This is a genomic window from Pedobacter sp. SL55 (assembly GCF_026625705.1).
GTDB lineage: Bacteria > Bacteroidota > Bacteroidia > Sphingobacteriales > Sphingobacteriaceae > Pedobacter.
This window is the reverse complement of sequence record NZ_CP113059.1, coordinates 963,033-986,860: the sequence shown is the minus strand read 5'-3', so window position 1 is coordinate 986,860 and position 23,828 is coordinate 963,033. Positions and strand designations below refer to the sequence as shown.

Annotated in this window: 24 protein-coding genes and 1 pseudogene; 20 read left to right on the top strand and 5 right to left on the bottom strand. The window is 38.1% G+C overall.

Features of this window, described 5'->3' with window-relative positions; genetic code table 11:
- Nucleotides 1–3 precede the first annotated feature (3 nt).
- Complete coding sequence (locus OVA16_RS04445) at nt 4–2,007, top strand: pectinesterase family protein (RefSeq protein ID WP_267763749.1); 2,004 nt, start codon at nt 4–6, stop codon at nt 2,005–2,007.
- A gap of 60 nt (nt 2,008–2,067) precedes the next feature.
- Complete coding sequence (locus OVA16_RS04440; RefSeq protein WP_267763747.1) at nt 2,068–3,501, top strand: pectate lyase; 1,434 nt, start codon at nt 2,068–2,070, stop codon at nt 3,499–3,501.
- Between the two features lie 67 nt (nt 3,502–3,568).
- On the opposite strand, the gene OVA16_RS04435 is transcribed toward OVA16_RS04440, so the two are convergent.
- The 3 genes from OVA16_RS04435 to OVA16_RS04425 all read right to left on the bottom strand — a co-directional run bounded on the left by OVA16_RS04435 (nt 3,569) and on the right by OVA16_RS04425 (nt 6,051).
- A complete protein-coding gene (locus tag OVA16_RS04435; RefSeq protein ID WP_267763745.1) occupies nt 3,569–4,360 on the bottom strand; it encodes a helix-turn-helix domain-containing protein in 792 nt (263 codons plus the stop codon).
- A complete protein-coding gene (locus OVA16_RS04430; RefSeq protein ID WP_267763742.1) occupies nt 4,360–5,487 on the bottom strand; it encodes an MBL fold metallo-hydrolase in 1,128 nt (375 codons plus the stop codon). The genes OVA16_RS04435 and OVA16_RS04430 overlap by 1 nt, the downstream gene beginning before the upstream one ends.
- Nucleotides 5,488–5,604: 117 nt before the next feature.
- A complete protein-coding gene (locus tag OVA16_RS04425; RefSeq protein ID WP_267763741.1) occupies nt 5,605–6,051 on the bottom strand; it encodes a hypothetical protein in 447 nt (148 codons plus the stop codon).
- Between the two features lie 332 nt (nt 6,052–6,383).
- On the opposite strand from OVA16_RS04425, the gene OVA16_RS04420 reads away from it, so the two are divergent.
- The gene (locus tag OVA16_RS04420; protein WP_267763739.1) at nt 6,384–7,730 is read left to right on the top strand and encodes a Gfo/Idh/MocA family protein; all 1,347 of its coding nucleotides are present in this window, start codon (nt 6,384–6,386) and stop codon (nt 7,728–7,730) included.
- 224 nt (nt 7,731–7,954) lie between these two features.
- Here OVA16_RS04420 and OVA16_RS04415 read toward each other — a convergent pair whose 3' ends face one another.
- Nucleotides 7,955–8,302, bottom strand: coding sequence for a hypothetical protein (locus OVA16_RS04415; RefSeq protein ID WP_267763738.1), 348 nt, complete (start codon nt 8,300–8,302; stop codon nt 7,955–7,957).
- Between the two features lie 164 nt (nt 8,303–8,466).
- Here OVA16_RS04415 and OVA16_RS04410 point away from each other — a divergent pair, with 164 nt between their 5' ends.
- Both OVA16_RS04410 and OVA16_RS04405 read left to right on the top strand, forming a co-directional pair.
- Entirely contained in the window at nt 8,467–8,994 is a 528-nt protein-coding gene (locus OVA16_RS04410; RefSeq protein ID WP_267763736.1) for a superoxide dismutase family protein, read from the top strand.
- Between the two features lie 89 nt (nt 8,995–9,083).
- Nucleotides 9,084–9,620 carry an ExbD/TolR family protein gene (locus OVA16_RS04405; RefSeq protein ID WP_267763734.1) on the top strand — a complete coding sequence of 179 codons (537 nt, stop codon included), beginning with the start codon at nt 9,084–9,086 and terminating at the stop codon, nt 9,618–9,620.
- Between the two features lie 97 nt (nt 9,621–9,717).
- On the opposite strand, the gene metK is transcribed toward OVA16_RS04405, so the two are convergent.
- Complete coding sequence (gene metK / locus OVA16_RS04400) at nt 9,718–11,004, bottom strand: methionine adenosyltransferase (protein WP_267763731.1); 1,287 nt, start codon at nt 11,002–11,004, stop codon at nt 9,718–9,720.
- Between the two features lie 234 nt (nt 11,005–11,238).
- Here metK and OVA16_RS04395 point away from each other — a divergent pair, with 234 nt between their 5' ends.
- From OVA16_RS04395 to nuoE, 15 genes and pseudogenes are all read left to right on the top strand, one after another.
- Nucleotides 11,239–12,123 (top strand): diacylglycerol/lipid kinase family protein, encoded by an 885-nt coding sequence (locus OVA16_RS04395; RefSeq protein ID WP_267763730.1) that lies wholly within the window; start codon nt 11,239–11,241, stop codon nt 12,121–12,123.
- Between the two features lie 38 nt (nt 12,124–12,161).
- Nucleotides 12,162–12,518, top strand: coding sequence for a translation initiation factor (locus OVA16_RS04390; RefSeq protein WP_267763729.1), 357 nt, complete (start codon nt 12,162–12,164; stop codon nt 12,516–12,518).
- 135 nt (nt 12,519–12,653) lie between these two features.
- Nucleotides 12,654–14,261, top strand: a complete 1,608-nt coding sequence (gene pckA, locus OVA16_RS04385) for a phosphoenolpyruvate carboxykinase (ATP) (protein ID WP_267763728.1) — start codon at nt 12,654–12,656, stop codon at nt 14,259–14,261.
- 264 nt (nt 14,262–14,525) lie between these two features.
- Nucleotides 14,526–15,356, top strand: a complete 831-nt coding sequence (locus OVA16_RS04380; RefSeq protein ID WP_267763727.1) for a MotA/TolQ/ExbB proton channel family protein — start codon at nt 14,526–14,528, stop codon at nt 15,354–15,356.
- A 129-nt stretch (nt 15,357–15,485) separates the two neighbouring features.
- A complete protein-coding gene (locus tag OVA16_RS04375) occupies nt 15,486–16,061 on the top strand; it encodes a biopolymer transporter ExbD (RefSeq protein ID WP_324288519.1) in 576 nt (191 codons plus the stop codon).
- 11 nt (nt 16,062–16,072) lie between these two features.
- A complete protein-coding gene (locus OVA16_RS04370) occupies nt 16,073–16,621 on the top strand; it encodes an ExbD/TolR family protein (RefSeq protein WP_267763726.1) in 549 nt (182 codons plus the stop codon).
- A 28-nt stretch (nt 16,622–16,649) separates the two neighbouring features.
- Complete coding sequence (locus OVA16_RS04365) at nt 16,650–17,465, top strand: energy transducer TonB (RefSeq protein ID WP_267763724.1); 816 nt, start codon at nt 16,650–16,652, stop codon at nt 17,463–17,465.
- Nucleotides 17,466–17,546: 81 nt separating this feature from the next.
- Nucleotides 17,547–17,717 (top strand): hypothetical protein, encoded by a 171-nt coding sequence (locus OVA16_RS04360; protein ID WP_267763723.1) that lies wholly within the window; start codon nt 17,547–17,549, stop codon nt 17,715–17,717.
- Nucleotides 17,714–18,631: a PstS family phosphate ABC transporter substrate-binding protein gene (locus OVA16_RS04355; RefSeq protein WP_267763722.1), complete on the top strand. Its 918-nt coding sequence runs from the start codon at nt 17,714–17,716 to the stop codon at nt 18,629–18,631. The genes OVA16_RS04360 and OVA16_RS04355 overlap by 4 nt, the downstream gene beginning before the upstream one ends.
- A gap of 73 nt (nt 18,632–18,704) precedes the next feature.
- Nucleotides 18,705–20,420: a tetratricopeptide repeat protein gene (locus OVA16_RS04350; protein WP_267763721.1), complete on the top strand. Its 1,716-nt coding sequence runs from the start codon at nt 18,705–18,707 to the stop codon at nt 20,418–20,420.
- Nucleotides 20,421–20,499: 79 nt separating this feature from the next.
- Nucleotides 20,500–20,871, top strand: coding sequence for an NADH-quinone oxidoreductase subunit A (locus OVA16_RS04345; protein WP_267763720.1), 372 nt, complete (start codon nt 20,500–20,502; stop codon nt 20,869–20,871).
- A gap of 123 nt (nt 20,872–20,994) precedes the next feature.
- Nucleotides 20,995–21,537 (top strand): NADH-quinone oxidoreductase subunit B, encoded by a 543-nt coding sequence (locus OVA16_RS04340; protein ID WP_267763718.1) that lies wholly within the window; start codon nt 20,995–20,997, stop codon nt 21,535–21,537.
- Nucleotides 21,537–22,036 (top strand): annotated as a pseudogene (locus OVA16_RS04335) (NADH-quinone oxidoreductase subunit C). The gene OVA16_RS04340 and the pseudogene OVA16_RS04335 overlap by 1 nt, the downstream one beginning before the upstream one ends.
- Before the next feature lie 2 nt (nt 22,037–22,038).
- Nucleotides 22,039–23,253, top strand: coding sequence for an NADH-quinone oxidoreductase subunit D (locus tag OVA16_RS04330; protein WP_267763716.1), 1,215 nt, complete (start codon nt 22,039–22,041; stop codon nt 23,251–23,253).
- Nucleotides 23,246–23,770: a complex I 24 kDa subunit family protein gene (nuoE, locus tag OVA16_RS04325; RefSeq protein ID WP_267763715.1), complete on the top strand. Its 525-nt coding sequence runs from the start codon at nt 23,246–23,248 to the stop codon at nt 23,768–23,770. Before OVA16_RS04330 ends, nuoE begins: the two co-directional genes overlap by 8 nt.
- Nucleotides 23,771–23,828 lie beyond the last annotated feature (58 nt).

The window sequence follows — 23,828 nt, the reverse complement described above, 5'->3', positions numbered from 1 at the left end:
CGTGTGAAATTAGGCACAGGCAACATCACACTGGGCGCAAAAACTTTAACAGGCGTTTTTGGCTCAAAAACGGTTACTTTCCCTTATGAGAAGTTAAGCTATAATACTAGCTACACAGTTACAGTTCCAAACGGAGCATTAACAGATATGTCTGGCAACGCCTATGCAGGAACCAGTTTCACTTTTACCACGGCTAACCGAGCAGAACCTGTCAAAAAACTATACGACGCCATTGTGGCAAAAGATGGCTCTGGAGATTATACTTCAGTAATTGACGCCATTGGCGCTGCGCCAACAAGTCGTACCACACCATGGGTAATTTTCATTAAAAATGGCACTTATACTGGGCACCACGATATACCTACTAACAAGCCTTTTATCCATTTAATTGGCCAGAGCCGCAATGGCGTAATCATCTCCGACAACCGTTTATCTGGAAATGATGGCAATGGCTCGCCAGTTTATAATGTAAACTTGGGTGCCACCATGGTAGTTAATGCTAACGATGTTTATTTCGAGAACATTACGTTCGAAAACGCTTTTGGTTACAATAACTTGGCAGGCCCGCAAGCCTTAGCGTTATACACTATTGGCGATAAATTTGCCATGAACAATTGTTACCTCAGGTCTTATCAGGATACTTATTTAACTACCTACAATAGTTTAACGGCAAGGCATTACATCCGCAAATCGAGAATAGAAGGTGCTGTAGATTTTATTTATGGCGGTGGCGATGTTTTCTTCGATGCCGATACCTTATCAATTAACAGGGCTGCCGGAGGTTACATTGTAGCACCAAGCCACCAATCTGGTACGGCCTATGGCTACGTTTTTAGTAATAATGTAATCATTAAAGACAGAGTTGCTAGCGTAGATGTCTATTTAGGTCGCCCTTGGCAAAATGCACCAAAAACGGTGTTTATCAATACCAAATTGGCAAGTAATGTAAATATTTACCCACAGGGATGGTATTACAAAATGGGCGCTATTCCAGCCGTTTTTGCCGATTATGGTACGGTAAATAGCAACGGGCAGCCAGTAGATGTTTCGCAACGTATATCTAACTACGAGTACGATGTAAAAGATGGCAATGGCAATGTAACCAGTACGGTAACAGGTACTGCTAAAAGTTCGTTAACCGATGCAGAGGCTGCGGCTTACTCTTACGAAAACGTAATTTTACGCAGTGGCGATGCCTGGGATCCGCGTTTAATTGCCGAAGCGCCGGAGCAGCCCGCAAATGTGAACATTAACAGCGCCTTTAAGCTAACTTGGGATGCGGTAAGCTACACTCGTTTATACGTAATTACACGTAACAACGTGGTTATTGGTTTTAGCTTAACTAACGAATACACAGATGCTACGGCAACTGCCGGAAATAATTATACTTACAAAGTGCAGGCAGCAAGCGAGTTTGGAGCATTAAGCGCTGCATCTGAGCCTATACAAGTGCTACCAATTACTGGCTTAACTTTTAATGCCAAAAAAGCAGGCAACACCGCTGCTTTAACTTGGAGTACCGCTACAGAAAACAACACCTCACATTTTGAAGTGCAACGAAGCAAAAACGGCCAAACTTTTGAAACCATTGGTACACGCAAAGCTACTGGCGAGAGCAACTCGGTTAAAACCTACCAGTTTACAGATGTAAACCCGGTAAGTGGCAACAACTATTATAAAATTAAAGCAGTAGATAACGATGGCAAATTTAGCGAAACTTCGGTACAGGCTTTAAAGTTCGATTTGCAACAAGCAGCATTTACGGTTTATCCTAATCCGGTAACTAACCACGAAATTAATTTTGTGCTAACAACAACTAAAGCTACGAAAGTAGAAATTAGAGTTTTTTCTTTAGATGGCCGCATGCTACAAACAGAAAAAGCTGATGTACAACAAGCAAATGCCAGCTTCAAAATTTCGCTGAACAGAAACATTCCACAAGGTATTTATCTGGTTAAATTGAGTGGCGCCGATGTAAATCAAGTAGCTAAAATAGTAGTAAAATAAAGAGAGATGATGATGACCTTTTTTCGAACAATTGGTATTTGTTTACTAGCCTGTTTCCTTATGTTCTGTAAAAAGAAAACAGTAAAAAATGACGATACCATAGACCCAGCACCCAAACCGATATTAGTTACCGAGCAGCCATTGGCTTTTCCCGGAGCCGAGGGCTTTGGCAAGGATGTTACTGGCGGCCGCGGCGGCCGTGTAATTAAAGTAACCAATTTAAATGATTCGGGTTTGGGAAGTTTACGGGCTGCCGTAGAAGCTTCGGGGAAAAGAATTGTAATTTTCGAAATTAGTGGCACTATCGAGTTAAACAGTCGTTTAGTAATCATCAACAACGATATTACCATTGCTGGGCAAACTGCGCCCGGCGATGGTATTACCTTAAAAAAACATCCAGTTGTTATTCAGGGAAGCAATGTCATTATCCGCTTTATGCGCTTTAGAATGGGCGATGAGGGTGGCGTAGAAGCCGATGCCATTGGCGCTTTTGAATCCAGAGATATCATGGTAGACCACTGCTCTATGAGCTGGTCGGTTGATGAGTGTGTGTCGTTCTACAATAACGACAACTTTACCCTACAATGGTGCATCATTTCAGAAAGTTTAAGAAACTCTGCACATGGCAAAGGCGCACATGGTTACGGAGGTATTTGGGGTGGTAAAAACGCATCTTTCCATCACAATTTATTGGCTAACCACGATAGCCGTAACCCACGTTTTGGCGAGCGGGCAAACAGTGCTTATGCACTAACCGATTTGGTAGATTACCGCAACAATGTGGTGTATAATTGGGGCAACAACAGTACCTACGGCGGCGAAGCTATGAATATCAACATCGTTAATAACTACTACAAACCAGGGCCGGCAACCAAAAGTGGTACTATCGATAGAATTTTCTCCATTGATAAAAATAAGGAACCTACAGCAGCGGTTTACGACAAATGGGGCAAGTTTTTCATTAGCGGTAACGTGGTGGAGGGCAGAGCAAATGTAACCAACGACAATTGGACTTACGGAGTATACAACCAATTTCATTCGCAATACGGAACTGTTTCTGCGCAAGACAAGGCCGCAATGAAATTAAATGCTCCACTCGAAATAAACAACAACGTTACTACCCACAGCGCCGAAATTGCCTATGCTAAAATATTGGAAATTGGCGGTGCTAGTTTTAAAAGAGATGCGGTAGACCAGCGGATCATCAACCATGTTACAAACAAAACTTACACCGCAGATGGCTCTAGTGGCGATGCGTTGAGTAGATTTGGCATCATAGATCGTCCAGCAGATGTTGGCGGTTGGCCGCTTCTTGCCACATTGCCGGCACCAAAAGATACCGATGGCGATGGCATGCCAGATGAATGGGAAATCAGTAAAAAGCTAGACCCCAATAAGGCAAATGCTAATGGCAGAGATTTAAGCACCGCTTACGATAACATTGAAGTTTATATCAATGAACTGGTAAAAAGCATTGTAGATAAACAGAAATAGAAAGGTAATGAAGAAAGCGCTCTTAAACGATGAAGGTTTAGGACGCTTTCATTTATAGGATAAAATCCTACTCCGCCAACTTGGTAGGTGCATAGCCAAACAACTTTTTAAAGGCAAAAGAAAAATGAGACAAATCCTCGAAGCCCAAATCGAGGTAAATTTCTGTAGGTTTTTGTTTTTTCTTTTGGATAAGGAAATGCGCCTCTTTCAATCTTTTCTTAATTAGCCAACGATTGGGAGTTTCAGAAAAAATCTTCACAAAATCTCTTTTAAAAGACGATAAACTGCGGCCAGTTAAATAGGCAAAACGTTCCATACCCACGTTAAATTTGTAGTTATGGTTCATAAAAATCTCTAGGTCTATTTTTTCTGGGATACCAAAATCAAAGAGTACATTTACCAAATCTGCATTGGTCTGCAACAGAATTAACAGTAACTCTTCCTTTTTTACTTGCTCAAAAGCGCCATCTATTTGGTGAGAACCATTGTAGTAAGGCATCAGTGAGCTTACAAAGTTGGGCACCAATGCTGTTTTAGTAAGTTCGTAAAAAGCCCCTTTGGCTGCTTTTCCAGTCCTTTTAATTTGATGTTTTTGCTGAAACTGCTGTAAAAAATCTTCATCAAATACCACCACCACTTTATCAAAAGCGCCATTGTCTTCTTGCTTGGTGTATCTTGCCAAATGGTTTTTCCTAACCAAGCAGTATTCGCCGCTTTTCATGGTATATTTTTGATGACCATCATAGCCAGAAACATCGCCTTTGGCCAAAAACATAAACAAGTGCTCGGGTATAAAATGTTCGGGAGAAATTTCTGGCCCAATGTAGCAAGAAGTAATTTCAATGCCTTTAATTTCCATTATTTAACTCCTCTCCACCATTGTGTAAATACTTGATTTTCGTTGTTTAGGTTAACTACTTCGCCAATCATAGGCGTAACTATCGGGATTTCGCCATTATTTATTTTACTTACTTCGTTTAAAGGTTCGTCCCATGGGTGCATGCCTAACATAAATTTAGACGAATGTACCGGGAAAAACCGTTTCGCTTTTAAATCTTTCGCTGCCTGTACTGTTTCTTGCGGTAGGGTATGTATGGCCTGCCAAGCTACATTGTACTGGCCGTTTTCCAAAATAGCCAAATCAATAGGGCCAAACTTGTTGCCAATCTCCACAAAGTGTGTATCGTAGCCGCTATCGCCACCAATAAATATCTTACCCTTAGGTGTTTCCAGTAGGTAAGAAGTCCACAAAGTGTTGTTTCGTTTAAATCCGCGGCCAGAAAAATGCCTGCCCGGAACGGTGTTTAAAACGAAACCATTGCCTAAATCCACTTTTTCATGCCAATCTTTTTCAATTAAATTTTGTGGAGCATATCCCCAATATTCAAAATGTTCGCCCACGCCCAAGCCACAAATTACCTTGCCTACTTTATTTTTTAGGGCGATAATCGTTTCGTAGTCTAAATGATCATAGTGGTCGTGGCTAATCACTAAGTAATCGATGTTGGGCAAATCGGCCACACTGTAAATATCTGCACCTTTAAAAGATTTGGTAGTGCCTGGAATAGGAGAAGCATTGCCGCTAAATACAGGGTCTACCAAGAAACGTTTACCCTCAATTTGCATAAAGTAAGAGGAATGCCCAAACCAAACCAACACATTAGAGTCTACAGGTAAATTCAATAAATCTGTTTTTACCGATGGAATGCTGTCTACAGGTTTCCTTCTCGGATGGGTTTTAAAAAACATATCGAACATAATGCCCAGCATCGAATAGCCTTCCGTTAAATCTGGCGTGTAGTGAAAATTTTGAAACTTGCCATCTTTATAGTTGGGAGATTGTTGTACAAGCGCTAAACGTTTGCCGCTGGGCGCTTTGCCAAATTTGGGTAGGCGCATATAGAAATAGGTAGAAATAGCCAATATTAGGGCTAAACTTATAAAGAATATCATAGTTGCTTTAAGTATTTTTAGGATTCTTTTCATCAATAGATGATTAATTTATATCACAAAAGTCTACATAAAAACCGAATACTGCTTTGTTAAAAAGCTCAATTTTGTTTTGTTGAAAAGTTCATGTTTTTGGTAGTTTAGAATCTTCAGCTATTTGTACTTACTAAAAAATAGTCTGGCCAATATATCCCAAAACCAACGATTGGTGTCTACACTACCCTCGCCGCAATCTATCACGCCGCTTCTAAAAGCTACAAACTTTGCAAGCTTTTGTACAGGCCATAATTTAATGTTTCGCTGCATCCACAGTGCCAGGCGATAGGCAGCTAAATGTCCCCAAATTTCGGCAATAAATGAAGCATTTTTTATTTTAAGCTCTTTTTGATAGTGGTTTCTGTAGTCGGTTTTAATTTTTATTACTATTGTAGCACTTTCTTGATATAACCTGCTTAAAGTTTCTTTTTGGGTGTACGGTGTAAAATCTATACTCGTTACTTTGTTAGCAAACCTAACATCAAGTGGAAGTTTAGAGATAGTATAGGTAGTGGTTTTGCTCATTAATAAATCAAAAATAGGAAATAGATAATTAGCAAACATTTTTACTTCGATTAGGTTAGGAAAATTTTCTAAGATTTAGCCTAAAGCCAAAAGATTCCCATCAAATAGCTATCAGTAAAAATATGAAACAATGATATGTAGAGATGAGTTCATTGTCTTTGGTTCTAGCTCTAATAGGCAAGTAAGACGATAAGCTAATTGCCCTTGGCTTTAGTCAAGGGTGTAGGTAAAATAGGAAGATGGCTTTAGCCAAAAGTTAACAATCAAAATCGGTTGCGTTTTTATTGTCGAAAATGTATGGCGCAATTAGATTTCGTCTATCATTTTTTTTAATTTAAGCCCATAAATACAACCACAAATAAACCAACTGTATGGAAAGAAGAAATTTTATTAAAACTGGGGCTATTGCATCAGCAGGCTTTACCATTTTGCCTTCGGGTGCTCTATTTGCAAAAGATAACCAAAAAGTGCGTTTGGGCTATATTGGCGTTGGCGCAAGGGGCATGAACCACATCAAAGAAGGCTTGTTAAGGGATGATGTAGAGATTGTTGCCGTTTGCGATACGCAAGAAAGCTCACTTAAAATATGCCGAGAAGCCATTGCTAAATCTGGTAGAGCTGCGGCAAAAGAATACACAGGCAGTTTAGATGCTTACAAAGCGATGGTAGATCGAAAAGATATTGATGCTATCATTATTTCTACACCGTGGCAGTTTCATCACGAGCAATCCATTTATGCCATGAATGCGGGTAAATATGTGGGCTGTGAAGTAATTGCAGGACTAACCGTTAAAGAGCATTGGGATATTGTAAGAACATCAGAAAAAACGGGAATGCCTTACATGACTTTAGAAAATGTATGCTACCGTAGAGATGTTTTGGCAGCATTAAATATGGTTAGGCAAGGGATTTTTGGCGAATTGGTGCATTTGGAAGGTGGCTACCAGCACGATTTGCGAGAAGTTTTATTTAATAATGGCAAGCAATATTATGGCGGTGGGGTAGAGTTTGGCCCCAAAGCTTTAAGTGAAGCACAATGGCGCACCCAGTTCAACATCGATGTAGATGGCGATTTATATCCTACCCATGGTGTGGGGCCAATTATGCAATGTGTAGATATTAATAGAGGAAATAGGTTTACAAATTTGGTATCGTTCAGTTCCAAAGCGAAGGGTTTGGCAGATTATGTCGAGAAGAAGTCGCCTGGGCATCCAAATGCGAAAATCAATTATAAAAATGGCGACGTGACCACCACTTTGTTAAATTGTGCCAATGGCGAAACGGTAATGCTAACGCATGATACGCATTTGCCACGTCCGTATTCACTAGGTTTTAGAATACAAGGTACAGATGGTTTGTGGATGGATGTAAATAAATCGGTGCATATTGAAGGCGTTTCTAAACCACACGCTTGGGATAAAGCCGAAGATTGGTTTAAAAAGTACGATCATCCACTTTGGAAAAAATATGAAAGTAATGCTTTAGGTGCAGGGCACGGTGGCATGGATTGGTTTGTGTTCAACGCTTTTATCATCGCAGTGAGAGATAAAAAACAAACGCCAATAGATGTTTATGATTCGGTAACCATGAGTGTAATTACACCGCTATCTACCAAATCATTAAAGGAGGGGAATAAGCCCCAAGAATTTCCAGATTTCACTCAGGGAAAATGGAAGGAAAGGAAAAATACTTTTGCATTAGATGATAGTGGATATTAAAAACGAAGAGGCTGTATCAAAATAAGAAAGGCATAATTTTAAAAGAGTTAAACTTGGCGTTATCGTCATTCCCGCAAAGGCGGGAATTGTAAAGCGGTTTAAATTAAAATAAATTTTGCTTTACAATGCCCGTAGACCTGAGCATGACAACTTTCAAAATATTATTTCGCTAGCAAATTCATATCATCATTTTTGATACAGCCTCTTCAATAACAGATAATTTTCTATCTAAAAAGTTCTTGCTCGTCTCTATCCACCGTATTGATTTTCTTCAAGAAATCGGCAAATGCTGGCCCATCATTATCAGAGTAAGCACCGTAAGAATCTAAAATATAACCCATATTCTTGTCGCTGTCCTCTACCATGTATAATACAGAATTATCTCCCGGATCCGACATTCCTTCAAACCTGTAAGTTTTAACGATGTTCAAATCTTCGGGTGCATATATTTTATCTAAAGTTTTAGATTGCATTTTACCGTGGTCGGTCATTTTTAATTCGTTATCTATCCCCTTTTTTCTCAACTTTTCTAAAATCTGACTAAGGGTATTCATTTCTGCTGGCTGTTCCATAACGTTTACATCTTGATTTATATGTAAAACAACCCTAAATAAGAATGGTTTTGTTTTTAAAATACATTTTATAAAACTAATATAGTTATACGTTGTTCTGCTTAAACCTGGTCAAATTAAGCTCATTTATCTACTTAAATCAGTTTTATCTTAATATTAGAAAAATGAAAAATTACATTTTATACTTAGCTTTAGGTTTATCAACAATTGTAACTTCATGCGCTAATAAAGAGCGAGAGGTAGCTAATTCCGTTTTAAACTCAACGGCAACTAACCAGCCAATTGGTTCTGCTAAATTTTTTCAAATGGCAGATGGGAAAATCAAAATGGATTTAGAAATTAATATGCCCGAGCGTGTGGATAGTACTGTTGCAGTGCATTTCCACGAACATGGCGATTGTGGTAACATGGGAGAGAATACGCATGGACATTGGAATCCAACCGCTGAATCGCATGGTAAATGGGATTCTGATAGTTACCATTCGGGAGATATAGGGAACATTCAATTAGACAGTAAAGGCCATGCTAAAATTTCGATAAGCACTTTTAGGTGGAGCATTGCCGATGGAGATGTAAAAAATATCATTGGCAGAGGTATCATTGTACACGGCGGTACCGATGATTATGTAACACAACCCACCGGCAACTCTGGTCCAAGAATAGGTTGTGGCGTTATAAGTGCGGTAAAATAAAAGAGATAGAGAGCGATTAAAATTTTAATCGCTTTTTTTATGAAAAGCGCTTGCAATTGTCATCATCCTTAAAACTAAACTAAAAAAAGATGGCAACACTTAATGTTCCTCAAGGCGGCAAGGCCGTAAGAGGAAGCTCCAGAAAACCTACTCCCGGAGTTGATTTAACCGCAATGGTAGATTTGGCGTTTCTGCTCATTACATTTTTTATGCTCACTACTTCGTTGGGTAAAATGAATGCGATGGAGATTGCTAAGCCAGACCCCGTGCCAACAATAGAGAAATTGGAACCTTGGCCAGCCTCTAGAACTTTAACTGTTTTGCTGGGTAAGGATGATAAAGTGGTTTACTATCTGGGAGAGGCATCTAAAAGCCCAATGCGGGTGGCTAATCTTTCAGAAATTAGAAAGACTTTACTCGCTAATCAAAAGATAGTAGCCGAAACCCATAAGGCGTCGAAAGATCAAGCAATGTATGTAATTATTAAACCTACAAGTACATCTGTTTATAAAAACTTTGTAGATGTAGTTGATGAGATGAGCATCAATAAAATAAATACTTATGCGATAGATGATAAATATCTGCTTGATGAAGAAAAGTTCTTTATGAAGGCTAAAGGGATTTAAAAGTTGCCGTCATTTCGAGCGCAGAGAGAAATCTAACGAGATGTTATCAATAATAGCTAGATTTCTCCTCGTACCTCGTCGAAATGACGGCATATTATTATAAACCGAAAGCAGTTTTAACTTGGTCTACGTAATCTAGTTTTTCCCAAGTAAATAACTCAACCGTTACTGTTTTCTCTTCTCCGCTTGGAGATTTGAAAGATTTAGTAACCGTTTCAGCTTGTCGGCCCATGTGCCCATAAGCAGCAGTTTCGCTATAAATTGGGTTTCTTAATTTTAAACGTTGTTCAATAAAGTAAGGGCGCATATCAAAAATCGCCTCTACTTTCTTGCTGATTTCTCCATCAGTTAAACCAACTTTTGAAGTGCCGTAAGTTACCACATTAATAGAAGTAGGTTTGGCAACACCAATAGCATAAGAAACTTGTACCAAAACTTCATCACATAAACCTGCAGCAACCAAATTTTTAGCGATATGGCGTGTGGCATACGCAGCACTTCTATCTACCTTACTTGGATCTTTTCCAGAGAATGCACCACCACCGTGAGCACCTTTACCACCGTAAGTATCTACAATGATTTTTCTACCAGTTAAGCCGGTATCGCCATGTGGGCCACCAATAACAAACACACCTGTTGGGTTAATGTGATAAGTGATATCATCATTAAATAAATGCGCATATTGCGGATATTTAGCTTTAACTCTCGGAATTAAAATCGAAATTAAATCACTCTTGATTTTAACCAACATCTCATCGTTTGCGGCATCTTTATCTGCTTTAGATTCAGATTTAGCTTTCACAAAATCATCATGTTGCGTAGAAATCACAATCGCATCAATTCTTTGCGGTTGGTTATCGTCCGAATATGCTAAGGTTACTTGAGATTTAGCATCAGGGCGTAAATAAGTAATTTCAGCATTTTCTCTCCTCAAAACAGCCAATTCTCTCAGCAAAGCATGAGATAAATCAAGTGCCAATGGCATGTAGTTTTCGGTTTCGTTGGTTGCGTAACCAAACATCATTCCTTGGTCGCCAGCACCTTGCTCTTCTTTGGTAGTTCTATCTACGCCTTGGTTAATATCTTGAGATTGCTCGTGAATTGCAGAAAGTACACCACAAGAGTTTGCTTCGAACATATATTCGCTTTTGGTGTAACCAATTTTCTTGATCACATCTCTGGCAATTTGTTGCACATCTAAATAGGTCTTAGATTTTACCTCGCCAGCTAAAATAACCTGGCCTGTAGTAACCAAAGTTTCACAAGCCACTTTAGATTCTGGGTCAAAGGCTAAAAAATTATCGATTAAAGCATCCGAAATTTGGTCAGCAATTTTATCTGGGTGACCTTCAGATACCGATTCTGATGTAAATAAATACGACATTTTAAGTTTTTATTTAATTAAAAAAGCAATAAAAGTTAAAATGGCAAAGATCCACCCTTACGGTTGTAAATAGAAGTGTAGAAACATATTAGCACTTTTTTTTACGTGGTTGCAATCAGTTCCGATACTTAACGCTCTACGGAAATAGCAAATCAGTCCACTTTAACAGTGCAAAACTACCACAATAAATTTTAATACTCAAAAATTATCGATTATTTTGTGTGCTAATTATTTATGTCGGTAAACAAATCCAATATCCTTTTTATTATCAACCCAATTTCTGGCGGAAAAAAGAAATCGAGTTTACCTGCTTTAATAGATCAATATCTTGATAAGCAAAAATTTGCGCCCATTTATACTTTTACAGAATATGTTGGGCACGCCTCAGAGTTAGCAGAAGAAGCCGAAAAGAAAAATTACGATATCATTGTAGCCGTTGGCGGCGATGGTACCATTAACGAGGTAGCAAGTAAATTAGTGCACAGCGATAAAATATTGGCCATCATTCCTTTCGGTTCGGGTAACGGATTGGCTAGGTTTTTAAACATCCCTTTAACTGCGCAAAAAGCAATTTCGCTAATCAATACTGGTAAACACCAAGTCATCGATACCGCAGAATTAAACGGTAAAAAATTTTTCAACATGGCTGGCATGGGTTTCGATGCGCATTTGAGTTCTGTTTTTGCGGGAAATAAAAAAAGAGGCCTAAAAAGCTATGTAGAATTGGGTTTTAAGGAAATTACTACTTATAGAGCTCAGCCTTATCGTATAGAAATTGATGGCGTGAAATACGATAAAGACGCTTTCGCTATAAGCATTGCCAATTCCTCACAGTACGGGAACAATGTGTATATCTCTCCAGATTCGTCTTTAACAGATGGCTATTTAGATGTTTGCATTATCCATCCTATATCTTTGGTAAAACTACCTGTTTTGGCTTTTCAAATGATTACCGCAAAAACGCATAAATCTAGTTTGGTAAAAATTATTAGAGGAAAGCATATCAAAATAGAAAGAAATGCCCCAGATGCGGTACATTTAGATGGAGAACCACTACAGCTTGGCGAAAATTTAGAAATAAAAATAGTGCCAGCATCGTTAAAGATATTAAGCAATTAAAACTAATCCCTTACACCTAGTTCCTGACCCCTATCAATATGAGCAAACAAAAGAAAAATACACTAAATGATTTTGGAGGCATCATGTTTTCTACCGATCCAGATTTTGTTTATGAAAATCAAGAAGCCGTAGCGCAAGAAACCTTGCCCAATGCGCAACAAGATTTAAGGGTAATGCTAGATCGCAAAAATCGCGGTGGCAAAACAGTAACTTTAATTACTGGCTTTGTGGGTACAGATGCCGATTTAGAGAAATTAACCAAAACCTTGAAGACAAAATGTGGGGTAGGCGGAAGCGCTAAAGATGGAGAAGTTATTTTGCAGGGAGATTTTAAAGAAAAAGCATTTTTATTTCTTCAAAAAGAAGGCTATAAAGTAAAGAAATCTGGAGGCTAATTTTTATTTATAATCAACTGTTATTCAGTGTTTTAATTCTTAGTGTAAATGCCACAATAAGTAAAATTTTTATCTAAAATTGGCATTTTTTGCGTAAATATCTCCTTAGCTTTGGCCCATATTTAAACCAAAAATATGACCAAATATAGTATCCAAAAACCTCAGTTAGATTATCTAGGTTTGGCTTCGCTGCAATTCAAATATCAGCTAAGTATTCCAGAGTTAGTTGAAGAAGCAATCAAAAATGGAGAGGGCACACTAGCCGATTCTGGTGCTTTAGCAATTGATACAGGAAAATTTAAAGGCCGTTCTCCTAAAGACAGATTTATCGTTGCCGATGATGTAACCAACGAAAGCGTTTGGTGGGGAGATATCAATATTAAAATAAGTACGCAACATTTTGATGCGCTTTATCAAAAAATGCTATCCTTTTTAAGTGATAAAGAAGTGTACGTAAGAGATGCTTATGCCTGTGCCAATAAAAATTATAGCACTAGCATTCGGGTTATTACCGAGCATGCATTTCAAAATATATTCGCCAATAATCTTTTTTTAAGATATGGCGAAGAAGAAATACCAGCCCAACCAGAGTGGACAATTATCGCCATTCCATCTTTTTTAGCTAATCCAGCAACGGATGGTACCAGGCAAGAAAACTTTTCTATTCTTAATTTCTCTAAAAAAATTATTCTTATAGGTGGTACGGCCTATACTGGCGAAATTAAGAAAGGAATATTCTCTGTGCTTAATTTCATTTTGCCTAAAGAAAAAAATACTTTATCAATGCATTGTTCGGCAAATGTAGGTAAGGATGGAGATACTGCCGTGTTTTTTGGCTTATCGGGTACGGGAAAAACAACTTTATCTGCCGATCCGAATAGGGCATTAGTTGGCGATGACGAACACGGTTGGGGCGAAGGAACCATCTTTAATTTTGAAGGAGGCTGCTACGCAAAATGTGTAGATTTAACAGCAGAAAAAGAACCTCAAATCTTCAATGCTATTAAATTTGGGGCACTACTAGAGAACATCAATTATTTTTCTGAAACCAGAAATGTAGATTTTGCAAATATCGAAAAAACGGAAAATACCCGTGTGGCTTATCCATTAAACCACATTGATAATGCTTTAGAGCCATCGGTAGCACCCGTTCCAAAAAATATTTTCTTTTTAACCGCAGATGCTTTTGGAGTTTTGCCTCCAATTTCAAAGTTAACTCCTGCACAAGCAATGTTTCATTTTATTTCTGGCTATACAGCAAAGGTTGCTGGTACAGAAACCGGTGTAACCGAGCCGCAATTAACTTTTTCTGCTTGCTTTGGTAAAGCATTTTTGCCTTTACACCCAACAGCTTACGCCAAGCTATTGGGCGAAAAAATGAAAAAGCATCAAGTAAATGTATGGCTGGTAAATACGGGCTGGAGCGGCGGCCCTTATGGTGTGGGCAGCAGAATGAAACTAGCTTACACAAGGGCTATGATTACGGCAGCGCTTAACCGAGAGCTAGAAAAGGTAGATTTTATTACTTTCGCCCCTGTTTTTGGTCTCGCTATGCCCGTAAGTTGTGCAAATGTTCCGGCAGAGGTTTTAAACCCGCGAAACACTTGGAGAAATGCCAATAATTACGATATTAAAGCAAATGAACTCGCTCAGGCATTTTTAGATAACTTTAAGGAATTCGAAGCTTTTGCTGATGATGAACTCAAAAAAGGAATGCCAAACTTGATAGAAATTGAGGTGTAACACTTTTTTTCTTTCAAAAATTTGCATTTAATTAAATTTTTAGTTTTAATTGCGTTAAGATTGCCTCACAGGCAATCTTTTTTAGTTAAGAACGCTTCGTTGGCTTGAGTAACGAATTAATTGTGTAACGAATATTTAATTTGTAATTTAAATCAAAATTATAAATTTGCTTCCGCAACAATTCGGCCTGGGCTGCGTTGTGTATTAACTTATATTTATTTTGAAATTTAAAAAACAAATGCTAAACTAAAAAATCAAAAAAAAATGGCAAACGCACCAAAACCTACACCAGCTAAAAACGAGGGTAGCTCGTCGGCATCTAACTTATTTGCAACGTTAGTTATTCCTATCTGTATCATTATTGGTATCTGTATCTTCAAATTTGTTTTAGGTGATGCAAACAACTTTATTGACAACAACGTAGATAACCTACCTAAACAAGGTAACTACGCAGGTATGGCTTATAAAGGTGGTCCTATCGTGGCAATCTTAATTGGTCTATTATTAATGACAATCGTTTTCTCTGTAGAGCGTATGATTGTTATTGGTAAAGCAACAGGTAAAGGAAGTTTACAAGCTTTCGTTACTAAAATTCAAGGTTTCTTGAAAACTAACAACATTTCATCTGCTATCGCCGAGTGCGACAAACAACAAGGTTCAGTAGCTAACGTAATCAAGTCTGGCTTGAAAAAATATAGCGAAGTAGAATCTGATTCAAGATTAGACGTAGAGCAATCAGTATTAGCTATTCAAAAAGATATTGAAGAAGCAACTACTTTAGAAATGCCAATGTTAGAGCAAAACTTAACTGTAATTGCAACATTAGTATCTATCGGTACATTAACAGGTCTATTAGGTACAGTAACTGGTATGATCAAGGCCTTCGCAGGTTTAGCTAACTCTGGAGCTCCAGATCAAGCAGCATTAGCGGTAGGTATCTCTGAGGCGTTAATGTGTACAGCTACTGGTATCGGTACTTCTACTTTAGCGATTATCATGTACAATATCCTTACTTCAAAAATCGATAAGTTAACTTACGCTATCGATGAGGCTGGATTTAGCATCGTTCAAACTTACGCTAGTACCCATAAATAAGAATTATTAAAAATCTTTTCCCGGCTTTATGGAAAACCGGAACAATTAACATCATTAATAAAAAGATTTAGATAATTATTTAATTATGGCAAAAGCAAAGGTAAAAAGAACCAGTAAACTTCGATCGATATGACTGCCATGTGCGACGTGTCGTTCTTATTACTTACGTTCTTTATTTTAACAGCTACTGCCCGCCAACCAGATCCGCTAGAGATTGCAACACCATCGTCTACCGTGCAATATAAATTGCCAGACAAAGGAGTGGTAATTGTTAGCGTTGGAAAGGGCAAAGTATTTTTAGACATCGTTGGACAGGATGTGAAGAGAGCAACTTTACAAAAAATGGGTGCTTCTTACGGGCTTCAATTTACAGAAGAAGAGCTTAAGCGTTTTTCTGTACTGCCAGCCTTCGGAGTTCCTATTGGAAACCTAAAGCAGTTTTTGGCAATGGATGGTCCTCAACGTGAAAAGTCTGGTTTACAAACGGGTATTCCGTTAGATTCTACCAAAAACAACGAGCTGTTTAATTGGTTAAAAGAAGCTCGTATGGCTAATGGCGAAATTTATGGTATCGACTTAAACGCGGCCATAAAAGGTGATGGTAAAACCGAATATCCAGTAGTACGTAAGGTGGTAGAAGTTTTCCAAAACCAAAAAATTAACAAATTTAGTTTAATTACATCGTCGGAAGGCGGCGGAGAATAATCATATAAGCTATGGCAGAATTAGACACCTCCTCCGGCGGAGGTAAAAAAGGCGGCAAAGTAAGAACCAAGAAGCAGGCTACCAAGGTAGATTTAACTGCAATGGTTGACTTGGCTTTCTTGCTAATCACGTTCTTCATGCTAACAACATCATTATCTAAACCAGCAGCTATGGAAATAGCCAAGCCAGATAAAGATGCCAAAGATGAAAACAGATTAGAATTAAAGGAGTCGCAAACAATGACCATCTTATTGGGCAAAAACGATAAAATTGCTTGGTACATGGGACAGCCCTCGGCAACCAATGCACCAACCATCGAAGGTTTTGGTGATATCGAAGCTTCATTGTTGAAAAACAAAAAAGATGTAAAGGATAAAACCGGTCGCGATATTGTAATTATAGTGAAGCCTACAGATGGCTCTACCTATAAAAACTTTGTAGATATCATGGATGAAATCGCTATTACAAAAACCAACATCAGTGCGCCTGCTGTTGATGACGATCCTAGTCATATTTTGGATGGTGAGAAAGAGTTTATGAAATCTAACGGGATTTGGTAGTGATTATTAACAATTAAAAAATTGAACAATGTCTAAAATAGATTTATATAATAGAGGTTGGATAGACGTAGTGTTCGAAGACAAGAATAAAAGTTACGGAGCTTACAAGCTTCGCCAACAAAATTCTTGGAATACAACTAAGTCATTGCTCCTTGCAGGTTCGGTTTTCGTTTTTCTTTTCTTTACACCGAAAATTTATTCGTTGCTTAAAGGAATGGGGCCGGTAGAACCTGAAGAGACAATAAGGGAGGTAATTATGCAACCACCTCCACCAATTAACCCAGAGGTTAAAACACCTCCTCCGGTAGAGCCACCTCCACCAAAGCAAGATCAAATCAAGTTCCCTCCGCCGATTGTAAAACCGGATAACGAGGTACGTGACGAGAAACCGCCAACCGTTGAGGATTTGAAGAAAGCAGATCCAGGACAAAAGACCATGGAAGGTGACCCAACTGCAGATGTAGTACAAATTACTGCTGCTGGCGAAGGCCCTAAACAAGCTGTTGTGGTAGAAGATAACACCGTTTACAGCTTTGTGAGTATGGAAAATCCTCCAACCTATCCAGGCGGTATGGATAAGTTTTACAAATTCATTGGCGATAACTTAAAGTACCCGCCAATGGCTGCAGAGAACAATATCCAAGGTAAGGTATTTATCTCGTTTACTGTAGAGAAAGACGGTTCTGTTACCGATGTAAAAGTTGACAGAAAATTAGGCTACGGTACCGATGAGGAGGCTGTTAGGGTAGTTAAGTCTAGTAAAAGATGGAACCCAGGAATGCAAAATGGTAAACCTGTAAGGGTAAAATACAATATGCCTATCGCATTTACTTTGCAACAATAATTTAGTGTCAAGATGCTAAATTCAGATAATTCAACGCAGAAATCGCCTCAACAGCGATTTCTGCTTATTTTAGGGGTTACGATGATTGTACTTTTTTGTACAATTGCCGTAATAGTTGTATTTTTTGGTGATGTAATTCATTTAGATCCTCAAAAATTTCCTCAAGAATATCGTGTAGCCTTTGGTATTGTTTTGGTAATTTATGCTGCAATTAGGTTTTTTAGGATAGTAAGAGATAATAAAATAGAATGAGAATAGTATCTAGTTTAGTGCTCGCTACGCTTGCCTTGTCTTTGTTTTCTTGCAACAGAAAAACAAATAGCGATGAAGTAGGCGAAAAAAGAACTTCTGGAAGTACAACAATATTGGTAGACGAAAGTTATGCTCGAATTTTAGATAGGCAGATTACTGTTTTTAAATCTGACTATCCAGATGCAACGGTAAATACCATAGTGGGTAACGAAAACGAGATATTGCCAAAGTTTAGAAGTGGAGATGTGAAGATGCTGGTAATGTCTAGGATGCTAAAACCAGAAGAAGAACAGTTTTATAAAAAAAGACAGAGCCCTATCTATGTAGATAGATTTGCAATAGATGGATTGGCATTGATTGCGAATAAAGCAGATGCAGACAGTACAATAACTGTAGCAGAAGCTTATGAGATCATGAAAGGTAGTTCTACAACTGGTAAAAAGTTGGTTTTTGACAATGCCTATTCAAGCACCATTAGATATTTTATAGACTCTGCAGGTATTAAAGAATTACCAAAATCGGGAGTTTATACGTTAAAAACAACCAACGATGTAATTAAGTACGTAGCCGAAAATAAAGGTTACGTAGGAGTTATTGGAGTAAACTGGTTGTTAAAAAATGTTAAAAACCCATCGCCGTTTTTAGCCAATGTAAAAACATTAGCTGTTAAAAATTTGGCAGGTAAAAAGAACGCAGACGCTTATTACAAGCCTACTCAAGAGAATTTAATTAATGGTAAATATCCATTTCTTAGAAATGTTTATATCATTAATGCCGAAGGAACGAGCGGTTTAGGCACGGGATTTGCAACTTGGTTATCAAGTCCTCGTGGACAATTAATTGTGCTTAAATCTGGTCTTGGGCCACATGAGCTAGCGCAAAGAGAATTTAACTTAAAAACTAATAAGAAATAAGAATTATTAATTACGGAAAAGTAAACTACTTTAAGTACAAGAAGTTTAAATTTCAACTTAACAAATAGAGACAATGAAAATGATTAAGAAGAACATAGCCTTGGCCACGGGCTTATTATTGATGGGTAGCACTGCCTCATTTGCTCAAAGTTTAGCCGATGCTAAGAAAGCTATCGATGCTGAACAGTATCAAAAAGCCACATCTATGCTTAAAACTTTAGTGGCAAACCAACCTAAAGAAGGCGAAAATTACTTTAATTTAGGTAAAGTTTATTTATTAACTGATGATATTGACTCGGCTAGGGTAGCATTTACAAATGGTACAACAGCCGATCCAAAAAATGCATTAAATTATGTTGGCTTAGGACAGGCTGATTTAGCACAAAAAAATGCAACTAATGCCAAAACTAATTTCGATAAAGCTATTGATCTTAAGAAGAAGGATTACACCACATACCTAGCAATTGGTAGAGCTTACATTGATCAAGAAAATCCAGATTACGCATTAGCATTGCCAAACTTGCAACAAGCTGATGACTTAGATTCGAAAGATAAAGATCCGGAAACTTTCTTAGCATTGGCAGATTACTATGCTAAACAAAGGAAAAATACGGAAGCATATCCAATGTACCTAAGAGCATTAGATATTACACCAAATTTATCTAGAGCACACGTGCAAATAGGAAAAATGTATAAAGACGCTTTTGCGTTTCCAGAAGCAGAAGCAGAAGTGAAAAAAGTAATCGAAACAGACCCTAACTATGGCCCTGCCTATAGAGAGTTGGCAGAAATTCAGATGCAATGGTCTTTTGCAGATCCTAAAAATGGTGCTGCAAAGAAAGCTGATGCTTTAGCTAACATGAGAAGGTATTTAGATTTAACAGATAAGTCTTTCGATTCTCGTTTACGTTATGCTCAGTTTTTAGTGTATGCTGGTGATTTTGCTACATTAGGACAAGAAGTTGCAACCTTAAATTCGCCAGATCCTAAAAATCCTAAAAACTTTGTAGTAACTAGGATGAGAGGTTACTCTGCTGTAGAAAATAAGAACTATGAGCAAGGTGTGAAATACATGAACGAACTATTTGCTAGAACGCAAGATGCTTCTCGTATCATCGGTTCAGATTATTTGTACTTGGGTAAAGCACAACAAAATTTAGGTCAAGATAGCTTAGCTTTCATCAATATTTCAAAAGCGGTAGAATTAGATTCTACTAAAGTTGAGGAATTGGCAGCTATCGGTGCGAAGTGCTATGCCGCTAAAAACTTTGCAAAAGCGGCGCAAGTGTATGATAAAGTAACTCAGGCAAATTCTAAAGATCCTAACATAGCTATGAACTACTACTATTTAGGAGCTTCTCACTATTTTGATTATGTTTTTGCTGTAAGAGATAATAAAAACCCAACTAAAGATGCTTTGGTTAAAGCAGATACGGCTTTCTCTAAGTTAACAAAATTAGCACCGGATTACGAAACTGCTTACTTATTTAGGGCACGTATCAACAAAAATTTAGATGATGCAGAAAGCACGCAGAAACTAGCGGTACCTTACTATGAGAAATTTATAGAATTGGTAACTGCAAAACCTGAAAAAGTAGCTGCTAATAAAGCAACATTAAGTGAGGCTTATAATTATCTTGGGGCTGTATTTGCTAGCACAGATAAAGAAAAAGCTAAAGAGTATTTCAACAAAACTTTAGCTATTGATCCAACAAATGCTTTAGCAACAGATAACTTAAAGTTCTTAGCTGGAGGAGGTGCAACGAAAAAAGCACCAACTAAAAAGTAATTAGATATAATTAAAGAAAAGGCAGGGTTTGTAATCCTGCCTTTTTATTTTAATTTTGCCCACAACTATTAGTATTGTTATGCAAGCACAAAGTACAGCTCAAGATTTTATTCCTATTATATTTCAGGTAATTGTAGCTTTAGGTTTCGTAGTGGTAACCTTATTTGCTACTCACTTACTGGGGCCTAAAAGAAAAACTAAAGATAAACTGACTTCTTTTGAATCGGGTGTAGAAGTAATAGGTAATGCCCGCCAACCGTTTTCAATCAAATATTTTTTGGTAGCCATATTGTTCGTGCTTTTTGATGTTGAGGTTATCTTTATGTACCCTTGGGCGGTTAACTTTAGAGAGTTAGGTTGGAACGGTATTATTGAGATGTTTATCTTTATGGGAACATTGTTACTTGGCTTCATCTATATCCTTAAAAAGAAAGCATTAGATTGGCATTAGAAACGATCAAAGCAATTATTTAGATTGTTTCTAAATGATGATAGGTTGACCTAAATAAGGCTAAATATCGTAGATTTGCTGCTTGTCCTAGTTATATTTGGACAAGCATTTTTGTTTATAGACATGAGTGAAATCAAAATAGTAGAAGCGCCTCCAGGCATAGAAGGAAATGGCTTTTTCGCTACTTCTTTAGACAAGGCAATTGGATTGGCTCGTTCGCATTCGTTGTGGCCTTTACCCTTCGCAACCTCTTGTTGTGGTATCGAATTTATGGCAACCATGGGCTCACATTATGATTTTGGACGTTTCGGTTCAGAGCGTTTGAGTTTCTCGCCTCGCCAAGCAGATGTTTTAATGGTAATGGGCACTATTGCAAAAAAAATGGGGCCAGTGTTGAAACAAGTTTATCTCCAAATGGCCGAGCCGCGTTGGGTAATGGCTGTAGGTGCTTGCGCATCTAGTGGTGGTATTTTTGATACGTACTCGGTATTACAAGGCATTGATGAAATTATCCCTGTGGATGTGTATGTGCCCGGCTGCCCACCAAGACCGGAAGCTATTTTAGATGGTTTTCAGCGCATCCAAGATTTGGTTAAAAATGAATCGGGTAGAAGAAGACATTCTCCTGAATATAAAGAACTGTTAGCAGGTTACGGAATACTATAATGGCTAAAGCAACAAATACAGAGTTAGTTGATCTGCTGGGCGAAAAATTCGGCGAGCAGCTTTTTGATGTTTCAGAGCCTTATGGCTTGTTAACTTTCTCTACTACGAAAGATAAAGTGATTGAAGTGCTTTCTTTTCTAAAGGAAAATGGAAAGATCAACTTCAACTTTTTAACAGATATTACGGCAGTACACTATCCTGAGAAAGAAAAAATTGCTGTGGTTTATCATTTACATAGCATGGTAAGCGGTATCAGGGTTAGATTGAAGGTTTTCTTGCAAGAAAATGATCCAAGAGTGGCTACGGCTACCGTTTTATGGAACGGGGCAAATTGGATGGAGCGAGAAACTTATGATTTCTTCGGCGTGAAATTCGAAGGACATCCAGACTTGAGAAGAATATTAAACATGGATGAGCTAAACGTTACCCAATGCTTAAACAATATCCTTTAGAAGATCCTAATAGGGTAGATAAAAAAGATGAATACTTTGGTAGATAATTATGACTCACAATCAACCAGTATATACAGATAATGATCCGCAAGATGGATTGGTAACCCTAAACTTAGGGCCTACGCACCCAGCAACACACGGTGTGTTCCAAAATGTTTTGCAAATGGATGGCGAGCGAATTGTAAGTGGTGTATCAACCATTGGATATATCCACAGGGCTTTCGAGAAAATTGCAGAGCATCGTCCATTCTATCAAATTACACCATTAACAGATCGTTTAAACTACTGTTCGTCGCCTATCAATAACATGGGCTGGCACATGACGGTAGAGAAGCTTTTAAATATTCAAATCCCGAAAAGGGTAGATTATTTAAGGGTGATCATTATGGAGCTTTCACGTATTGCCGATCACATCATCTGTAATACCATTATTGCTCAAGATACGGGTGCAACTACAACTTTCCTTTACCTTTTCCAATACAGAGAGCATATTTATGAGATTTTTGAGGAAATCTGTGGTGCTCGTTTAACGACTAACATTGGTCGTATTGGTGGTTTAGAAAGAGACTTTAACGAAGTTGCATTTGCGAAAATCAATAAGTTTTTGAAAGATTTTCCTGTTGCGTTAAAAGAGTTTGAAAGCTTACTAAACCGTAATAGAATTTTTATTGACCGTACCAAAGGTGTGGCTGAGGTAACTGCAGAGAATGCTTTGAGCTATAGCTGGACTGGGCCATTATTGCGTGCTACAGGTATCGATTACGATGTTCGTGTAAGTGAGCCGTATTCATCTTATCAGGATTTTGATTTTGAAATCCCGGTAGGCACAAGTGGTGATGTTTTCGATAGGTATTTGGTGCGTAACGAAGAAATGTGGCAAAGTGTGCGCATTATCGAACAAGCCATGGAAAAATTGAAATCAGAACCGAAGGGAATTTTTCATGCTGACGTTCCTGATTTTTATTTGCCTGGAAAGGAAGAAGTTTATAACAATATGGAAGCATTGATCTATCACTTTAAAATTGTGATGGGCGAAATTGATGCGCCAAAAGCAGAAGTTTACCACGCTGTTGAAGGTGGTAATGGTGAGCTTGGTTTCTATTTAATTAACGATGGAGGCAGAAGTCCGTATCGTTTGCACTTTAGAAGACCGAGTTTTATTAACTACCAAATGTACGCGAAAATGAGTGAGGGTATGTTATTATCTGATGCCATCATTAACATGAGTAGCTTGAACATTATTGCAGGAGAATTAGATGCTTAAAGTAGAAGAAACACAACCTGTAGAATTTTCATCAGCTTTGCTAGCTAAGTTTGATGAGATTGTGAAACGCTATCCGGAAGGAAAGCAGAAATCGGCTTTGCTGCCTTTATTACATTTAGTACAAGCAGAGTTTGGTTGGACGAGTGTGCCAGCAATGGATAAAGTTGCGGAGTATTTAAATATTCAGCCTATCGAAGTATATGAAGTAGCGAGTTTCTATACCATGTACTTTTTACAACCCAAAGGAAAATATGTTTTGGAGGTTTGCCGTACTGGACCTTGTTGTTTAGTGGGTGCCGAAAAAATCATGGATCATATCGAAAAGAAACTTGGCGTTAAGGAAGGAGAAGTGACTGAAGATGGCTTGTTTAGCTGGAGAGGTGTAGAGTGCTTGGCGGCTTGTGGTTTTGGTCCAGTTTTACAGATTGGCCCAGAATATACTTTCTACGAAAATTTAACCGAGCAATCGGTAGATCAATTAATTGACGATTTAAAAAATAAAGATTTGCGACAATAGATTTGAGAATTGAGGTTGGACGCTTAGTCTCCTATCTCACATCTCATATCTCATATCT